A 7,645-nucleotide genomic window follows, 5' to 3' on the forward strand; every position below is an offset into this window, starting at 1 on the left:
TGACCGCGCCACCGAGCGTGGTGGCGCCGAACTGCAGCGCGTTGGCGCCGCGATAGACCTCGACGTAGCGCGCCGACAGCGGCTCCACCGCCTGGAAATCGGCGCTGCCGTCGGCAAGGTTGAGCGGCACGCCATCCTGCAGGAGCTGGATGCCCCGCATGTGGAAGGTGCGCTGCAGGCCGGAACCGCGGACGGACAGGCGGGCTTCCTCGGCGCCGAAACGCGAGGCGACGAACACCCCGGGTGAAAACTGCAGCGCGTCGGACAGCGTCGACACCCTTCCTTCCTTGTATTGCTCGGCGTCCACGATATTGGCACCGCCCGGCGTGGTGCCGATACGTTCCCGCGCCGCTTCGATCGGCGGGAGCGACGGGCTGGCGACCGGTTCCGCGGTGACGGTAACCGGTGGCAGCACTTTTTCCTGCGCCAATGCGTTCGGCAGGTGCAGTGCCCAGAGAATCGGCACCGCGGTGACTGATACATAGTGCATGCGACGAATGGATGGCCGCTTGCCTGAGTGGGACATGAATAATCCTCAATCTTCAAATTGATTGTCTGCTGCATGTATTCCCGCCATGGCGGCCGGCACCGGGTGAACGCATGGATGCGATCATCTTCCTGGCTTTTGGACAATGGCGACGGATCACTGCAGCGGGTATATCGGACTCATGACTTTCCCGGAAAATACAGGCGATGCCTTTCCTGTTCCGGAAGGCATCGACTACAAACGCGCACGCCGGTCAAGCCGGGAGTGCGAATGATTTCAACAGAGATAGAAAATGAGTTACCGGACCGCGTCGTGCAAAAAGAACCGGTCAGGCGAATACGGGCGGAGCGCGGGGCTGTGCGGCTGTCCAGGCGAACAGCCTCGATGGGGAACGATAGAAAAGCACCGGCAGGATGGAAGCACCCGCAGCGGGTGCAACGATCACGGCGGAAAATGGCGCCAGTCCGAAGGAGCCGGCATGAGTGAAGCAGAATGGGCAATGTTCGAAGTGCAGCCCGGATGAATGCGAATCTTTTGACAACTCGCCCGCCGTGTCCGGACCATGTGCCGCGGCGTGGTGGGAATGGACCGCATGCTCGTGCGAGGCATGGTCCCCCATGTCCTGCGGGTGTCCCCCGTCATGGCTGGAATCCGTGGCTTGCCGGGCGTGGCCGGAGTGCTGGTCGATCAGGGACGCCGGTGCGTCGTCCGACAAACCGGCCGCGTAGAGTGCATGGGATATGGACGGCGCGAGCGACGCTGCCAGAACGGCGAAACACGCAATCCAGGCAGCAACACGACGCAGATATCGACTCAATCCCATGGCCGGATCTTATCATCGGAGCACTGCGTTGAACCCGGCGGGCAGATTCAAAAATTCGATCCATCCACCTGAATCAATCTTGTTTCTGCATGTCGATGCGGCGGCAATCATGCCGATTGCCGCCGCAACGGATCCTGGTCGGATCCGGATTCAGTAATTCGCCGGACGCGGCTCGTCGGTGTCGCCGAGCAGCCCGGTCTTCAGCTTTGCGTCCGCCGGCTTGTCGCCCAGCCAGATGCGCAACAGCACGGTGTAGAACAGCGGATCGGGGATCGGGTCGGTGACCTGCTTGCCGTTGATCGAAACGATGGTTCCCGTGCCCGGAATGTAGTCGTTGGTGACCACGTCGCCCTTTTTCAATTCCGGAATCGAGGCGAACAACTGGCCGAATTTCATCAGCTGGTTGATGAGCTTCGCCTTTTCGGCCTTATCGGAGTTTTGCTGGATGCCGGTCATGAACGCCTGGCCGAACTCCTCGGCATTGACGTTGCGCTGCATGACGAGGCGGATACGCTTCGCACCCGGCATGGCATAAATGTCGGCCGGCGTGGTTTTCTTCTGCGGCAGGTACAGGCCAGCCGAATAGACCGAGAAAATGGCCTTGTACCGCACGCCCGCGCCGTTGAGCTTCAGATCCTGGTTGGCGACCTTGGCGGTTTCGTCGTACTTGTAACCGCCGACATCGAGGGCAAAGGCGCTGGATGCGGCGAAGGCAAAAAGGCCGGCGGCGAGCACGATGGCGCGCCCGAGGCGGTGAGGTTGTTGCATGGCTGTCTCCTAAAGCAAGTGGTCGCCGTTAGGATACAAGAATTTAAGGGATGATGACCGCAGGCAATGCAACACCGATCGAATTATTTTTCAACCGTGCCAGGCCCGGAAGAAAACGCTCTTTGTTGTTGAGCCGGCAAGTTGCCCCGCCTATGCGTTCAGGCCGCTTTCGCCACCAGCACCGCATTCGTCCCGCCGAAGGCGAACGAGTTCGACATCACCGCGCCGATCCGCTGGCCGTGGCGCGCCGCGTTCGCCACATAGTCCAGATCACATTCCGGGTCGGGCTGATCGAGGTTGATCGTCGGCGGCATCACGCCGCTGCGCATCGCCAGGATGGCAATCACGAATTCCAGCGCGCCTGCCGCGCCGAGCAGGTGGCCGTGCATGGACTTGCTGGAACTGACCGCCAGCCGGTCCGCGTAGGCGCCGAATACCTGCCGGATCGCGGCGGTCTCGACCGGGTCGTTGGCGGGCGTGCCGGTGCCGTGGGCATTCAGGTAGGCGATGTCGGCGGCATCGATGCGGGCCGAGGCCAGAGCGAGGTCCATCGCCCGCGCCTGGCCCTCGACGCTGGGGCGGGTAAGGTGCGCAATGTCCGTCGCCAGCCCGTAGCCGGCGAGTTCCGCATAAATGACAGCCCCGCGCGCCACCGCCCTTTCCCACTCTTCCAGGATCACGATCGCGGCGCCTTCGGCGAGCACCAGGCCGGTCCGGTTTTTCGAAAACGGCCTGCAGGATGCGGCCGGATCGTCGGTGTCTTCCACCGCGAGCGTGCGCAGCGCTTCCCATGCCTTCATCGTGCCGAGCGACAGCGGCGCTTCGGCGCCGCCGGCGATCATGACGTCGGCATCCCCGGCACGGATGGCCTTTGCCGCCTCGCCGATGGCGACCGCGGATGACGAGCAGGCCGTGCTGTAGGTCAGGTTCGGCCCGGTGATGCCGTATTCCAGCCCGATCCAGGATGCCGCCGCGTTGTTCATCGCCAGCAGCACGCTGAAGGGCTTGATGCGGTCGGATTGCTGTTCGTACAGGGTGCGGTAGCCATCGTCGGTGGTCAGCGATCCGCCCATGCCGGTGCCGATGAATACGCCGGCGCGGGACCGGTCGAAATCCGGCTCGAAAGCGGCATCCTCCAGCGCCTTCCGCGCGGCGACCAGCGCCAGCTGGCTGACCCGGTCGAGCATGCGCAGCTTCGGCGGATCGAAATGCCGGACGCCGTCGAACGCCGTCTGCGCGGCGATGCGCGTCGTCAGCCTGCCGAATGCCTCGTCATCGAGGCGACCGATCGCCGACCGGCCGGCGACAAGGTTGTCTTCGAGTTGCGTGATCGTGTCGCCGAGTGGCGACACGATGCCGATGCCGGTGACGGCCACTCGTCTCATGCCGCGCGTCCGCTCGATGCGCCGGTGTTTTTCTGGACAGCCGATGGTGCCGGCGGAGGGAGCACGCCGCCAACCGGGGCGGCGTCCGCATGCTGCTCGGCGACCAGCCGGTCGATGTAATCGACCACGTCGCCGATCGTCGGCAATTCCACCTGGTCGGACGGCAGCCGGATACTGAACTCATCCTCCACCTGGAACAGCAGTTCCATGACGCCGAGGGAATCGACGCCGAGTTCTTCCAGCCTGGCGTCGGGCGTCAGTTTTTCAGGCGCGAGCTGGTACTTGCTGACCAGTATCTGCTTCAGGCGTTCGTAGGTCGTCATTCAGCACTCCTTGAGTAAGTCGTCGGTATCCAAAGCGTCGAGCGTGGCCGGCATGGGCATCGGCGCGCGGGTGACCTTGCCGCCCCATTGCGCCGCCCGCGTCAGCAGGTGCGGCGCAATGCGCAGCAACGGTAACGCGGCGCCGGTCAGCGCAGGGCGCATCGCCGCATGCGCGAACAGCGCGGCGAGCCGTATCCGTTGCGCAAAATGGCCGTGCCACATCTGCGCATAGGTTTGCCGCAGGGCCGCCTGCTGCGCCGCATCGTGCATGTCGGCGCGGTGCGGCCCCAGCAGTCCGGCCAGCAGGCGGGCGGACTGGATTGCCATGCTCATGCCCTCGCCGATGATGGGATGCGCCTCGCCGGCCGAATTGCCGACCAGGAAGGCGCTGCCGCCGTCGCGCGGCATGCGGATGCCCGGCCGGATCGGCCCGACGGCAAGCCAGGTGCCCTGCTGTCGCGCGCCGGACAGCATGTGCCGCACGCCGGCGCAGTTGTGCGCGACATGGGCGACGGCCGCTTCGGCGGCCTTCATCGCCGGCGCGTCCTGCCTGCAGCGCATCAGGCGGTCCCTGCGGATGCAGAAGGCGAGCGTTGCGGTGGCGTTGTCGCCGACCACCATGCCGCCATACCCCCCGGGAAAGGACAGGACCGGAAGCAGGCCATTTTCCAGCCTGGCTTCGGTGAAATTCGCCTTGAACGCGAAGAGATCGGATGAATGCTGCTGCGGTTTCTGTTGTCCTTCCGGGACATGCGGCGCTCCGGCGGGCGCCAGTTCCCACGAACCATGCGCTGCGATCAGGACCGGCGCATGCAGCGTGGCGGACTCGTCCGCATGGACTTTGCCCACCTGGCAGCGATACGCACCGGGTCCGCCTTCGATGCTGCGTGCCGCCCATGGCTGGAGCAGGTCGGCGCCGCTGCGCACCGCCTGTTTGAGCAGCAATGTGTCCAGCACTTCCCGCCCGAGCGCGACGCCCCATGGATGCCGCGCATCGGCAAAGGCCGGGAATGGCGCGCGTATCGTATGCTCGCCCATCATCAGCGCCACCTGCCGCAGCGGTGCGCCGGCGAGGTCGGCCACCGCCCTGCCGATACCGAGTTCGTCGAGCAGCGGGAGGTTGGTGGCGGCGATGCATTCGCCGCACACCTTGCGGCGAGGGAAGCGCTGCTTCTCCACCAGCGCCACGCGCCAGCCGTAGCGCGACAGCAGGATGGCGGCGCTGGCACCGGCCGGTCCGGCGCCGATGATGATGGCGTCATAGTGGGTGTGCATCGTCATGTCGATCCTTGTGCCTCCTCTTGGATTTCTTCTTTCGTCGCCACGAACAGGTGGCTGAACAGGCGTGCCGGATTTTCTTCCAACCGCCATCCGCGCGCGCCGGCAGGCCATAGCGCCGATAACTCATTGCCGTGAAAACCTGCCCGCACGCTCAGTACCGCATCCTCGCGCGTGACCGCGTTGGCACCGACGAGTCCGACCAGCCGGCTGCCGAGGAGCGGCAGCCGCGCGCGCAGCGGCTCGCAGGCGACGACCATCCGGGTGCGGTCTTGCAGTGCCTGGAACAGGGATGCGATCTGGTCCGTGTCGAAGTGGTGGATGAACAGGTTGGCCACGGCGATGTCCCATTCCTCCGGCGCCGGTCGTGCTGCCCAGTCCAGCACATCGTCCTGCAGCACGCGGACATGCCATCCCACCTTCCGGAAGCCGTCGCGGGTGGCCCGGGACACGAGGTCCTGCCGGTCGAGCAGCGTCAGTTCCACGCCGGGCCAGGTGTGCGCGAAGCGCTTCGCCAGGCGCAGCATCAGGCTGCCGTCGCCTGCGCCGAGTTCGATGATGCGCGACGGCCGCCGCGGGTACCGGCCGAGCGGGCCGGCGATGATTCCGGCCGATCCCATGATGCGATTGATGCGCCGCAGGTCGGCACGGGACCGGATCGCGCGCGGATCGTCTTCGGCCAGGTGATCGAGCGCCTCCGCTTCGAGACGTCGCGGAAACGTGCTGCCGGTAGAGGACGCGCCGATCATGGAGTGCGGCTCAGTCGACCTGCAGCAGCGCGCCGTGACAGCTGAAGCCTGCCCCGAACGACGACAGCCACCATGCACCGCCGGGCGCATCGTCTTCCAGCGCCGCCTGCAGGACGAAATACACGAACGCGCTGCTGAGGTTGCCGTAATCCCGCAGCATCGCGGCGCTGTAGCGCAGGTGGTGCTTGTCGATGCCGAACTTCTTTTCCAGTGCGGCCAGCACATCGCGGCCGCCCGCATGCATGATCCACGCGCTGATGGCATCGCGTTCGATGCCGGAGCGCCGCAGTACCTTGTTCAGCACCGCCTCCGCATGGTCGGCCGCCAGCCAGGGCACGTCGCGGGTGAGGATGTTGCGCAGCATGCCGCTGCGCTGCTCGAACATCAGCGCTTCCCGCTTCGTCTGGTTGATGAGTGATTCGCTGTCGCGCCATTCGATGCGCCGCACCGTTTCTCGCGGCCGGCGGGAAAGCACCGCCGCGCCGGCGCCGTCGCCGAAAAGGCAGGCGCTGATGAGCACGCCGGGATCATCGTCGAGATACATTGCCGCGCTGCATACTTCGACGCATACCGACAGCACATGGCTGCATTGTTCCGCATCGAGCAGCGCGCTTGCCAGCCGCATGTTAGGAAGCGCGGCCGCGCATCCCTGGCCGACGAGGTCGAATGCCTGGATGTCGGCGCGCAGTCCGAGCCCTTCGGCGACATAGCCGCTGAGGCCGGGACACAGGTAACCGGTGCAGGTACTGACCACGATGGCATCGATGCGCTCCGGCTGCAGACCCGCCTGTTCCAGCGCGCGCATGCCGGCATCGCGGGCGAGCGCAGGTGCGTGCTCGATAAAACGCCGGTCGAGGGTATCGGGATCGATCTGGAAGACTTCCTCCAGCGAATCGAGCGCGAGATGACGCGCCTCGATGCCGTTGTCGCGCAACAGCACCGCCTTGGCAACCGCATGCGCACGCGGGCCGAGCCGTTGAAACCAGTCCGACTCCTGGAATGCTTCCCAGCAATCGGATTTGAGGTAGCGATTGGGCGGTACTGCGGTTCCTATGCCAGATACATACATGCGTGCTTTCCCGTTGTCATCCAAGTGTGGAAGGCGGCGCCTTCTGACCTGTCTAGTACGGGTCGGCGCACGTTGATTCTCTGTTGCAAGTTAATTTTTAGACCAGTCGTTGGTGATCAAGTTGCAAGAGCGAGGAGGCGCGGCGCCGCAGGGCGGAAGACGTGTTGCGAAGAGGGAAGAAGGATTGATTCGAGGTTGAAAGAGGCGTCGCCTGGGGAAGGAACAGCCGCAAACGAAAAGGCCCGTATGCAGGACATACGGGCCTTGAGGATCAGAGGCAGGCGCGTGCGCGCCGCTTCAGACCGTGCTTGTTACCTGAACTGCCAGACGCGCACATATTTCACGTCGAACGAGTTGTTCTTACCAGTCGGCGTGGTGTTGTCCGGCTGGCCGCTGGCGCTGCCGAACAGCAGGTCCAGCATCACGTACATGCGGCGCGGCATGGTCACGTTCAGCGTATAAACCTCCCTGCCGTCGTAGTAGAACGTCTGCTTGCCCGGTTCCCACTTCAGTGCGTACTTGTGATAGCCGGCGGACAGGTCGCCAAGACCGGTGATCATCTTCGAGCCGGCCAGGACCCCCGGCGCGCCGCTCCATACCGTCGGTGCATAGGCGGTCGGATGGAAGTTCGCATCGCTCCAGTAGCTTGCGGGGCCACCGCCTGCATACGCTTCCATGATGTCGATCTCTGGGCGGAACGGATCCGGTTCGTCATGGTTGTACAGCCAGAACGCAGGCCATGTGCCCTTGCCGACCGGCAGCT

9 protein-coding genes are annotated in these 7,645 nt (G+C 64.8%); all 9 read right to left on the reverse strand.

Annotation, left to right across the window (positions count from 1 at the left end; genetic code table 11):
• On the reverse strand, positions 1 to 526 hold a 526-nt coding region (locus V7080_RS21590), incomplete at its 3' end, for a Plug domain-containing protein (RefSeq protein WP_334190448.1).
• A 289-nt stretch (positions 527 to 815) separates the two neighbouring features.
• Positions 816 to 1,310, reverse strand: a complete 495-nt coding sequence (locus V7080_RS21595; protein ID WP_334190449.1) for a DUF2946 domain-containing protein — start codon at positions 1,308 to 1,310, stop codon at positions 816 to 818.
• A gap of 150 nt (positions 1,311 to 1,460) precedes the next feature.
• Complete coding sequence (locus V7080_RS21600; RefSeq protein WP_334190450.1) at positions 1,461 to 2,078, reverse strand: chalcone isomerase family protein; 618 nt, start codon at positions 2,076 to 2,078, stop codon at positions 1,461 to 1,463.
• A gap of 158 nt (positions 2,079 to 2,236) precedes the next feature.
• On the reverse strand, positions 2,237 to 3,463 hold the full coding sequence (locus tag V7080_RS21605; RefSeq protein WP_334190451.1) for a beta-ketoacyl-[acyl-carrier-protein] synthase family protein: 1,227 nt from the start codon (positions 3,461 to 3,463) through the stop codon (positions 2,237 to 2,239).
• Positions 3,460 to 3,786: an acyl carrier protein gene (locus tag V7080_RS21610; protein ID WP_334190452.1), complete on the reverse strand. Its 327-nt coding sequence runs from the start codon at positions 3,784 to 3,786 to the stop codon at positions 3,460 to 3,462. The genes V7080_RS21605 and V7080_RS21610 overlap by 4 nt, the downstream gene beginning before the upstream one ends.
• Positions 3,787 to 5,067, reverse strand: a complete 1,281-nt coding sequence (locus V7080_RS21615) for an NAD(P)/FAD-dependent oxidoreductase (protein WP_334190453.1) — start codon at positions 5,065 to 5,067, stop codon at positions 3,787 to 3,789.
• Positions 5,064 to 5,813 (reverse strand): methyltransferase domain-containing protein, encoded by a 750-nt coding sequence (locus tag V7080_RS21620; protein WP_334190454.1) that lies wholly within the window; start codon positions 5,811 to 5,813, stop codon positions 5,064 to 5,066. Before V7080_RS21620 ends, V7080_RS21615 begins: the two co-directional genes overlap by 4 nt.
• 10 nt (positions 5,814 to 5,823) lie before the next feature.
• A complete protein-coding gene (locus V7080_RS21625; protein ID WP_334190455.1) occupies positions 5,824 to 6,882 on the reverse strand; it encodes a type III polyketide synthase in 1,059 nt (352 codons plus the stop codon).
• A 311-nt stretch (positions 6,883 to 7,193) separates the two neighbouring features.
• Positions 7,194 to 7,645: glycoside hydrolase family 16 protein (locus V7080_RS21630; RefSeq protein ID WP_334190456.1), on the reverse strand; the 452-nt coding region annotated here is incomplete at its 5' end.

Source organism: Noviherbaspirillum sp., assembly GCF_036846085.1.
Classification (GTDB): Bacteria; Pseudomonadota; Gammaproteobacteria; order Burkholderiales; family Burkholderiaceae_D; genus Noviherbaspirillum.

What these genes read in the sequence shown, in the direction of transcription:
- V7080_RS21620 (WP_334190454.1), bottom strand. Translation starts at nt 5,813, where the DNA reads ATGATCGGCGCGTCCTCTACCGGCAGCACGTTTCCGCGACGTCTCGAA.
- V7080_RS21605 (WP_334190451.1), bottom strand. Translation starts at nt 3,463, where the DNA reads ATGAGACGAGTGGCCGTCACCGGCATCGGCATCGTGTCGCCACTCGGC.
- V7080_RS21595 (WP_334190449.1), bottom strand. Translation starts at nt 1,310, where the DNA reads ATGGGATTGAGTCGATATCTGCGTCGTGTTGCTGCCTGGATTGCGTGT.
- V7080_RS21610 (WP_334190452.1), bottom strand. Translation starts at nt 3,786, where the DNA reads ATGACGACCTACGAACGCCTGAAGCAGATACTGGTCAGCAAGTACCAG.
- V7080_RS21600 (WP_334190450.1), bottom strand. Translation starts at nt 2,078, where the DNA reads ATGCAACAACCTCACCGCCTCGGGCGCGCCATCGTGCTCGCCGCCGGC.
- V7080_RS21625 (WP_334190455.1), bottom strand. Translation starts at nt 6,882, where the DNA reads ATGTATGTATCTGGCATAGGAACCGCAGTACCGCCCAATCGCTACCTC.
- V7080_RS21615 (WP_334190453.1), bottom strand. Translation starts at nt 5,067, where the DNA reads ATGACGATGCACACCCACTATGACGCCATCATCATCGGCGCCGGACCG.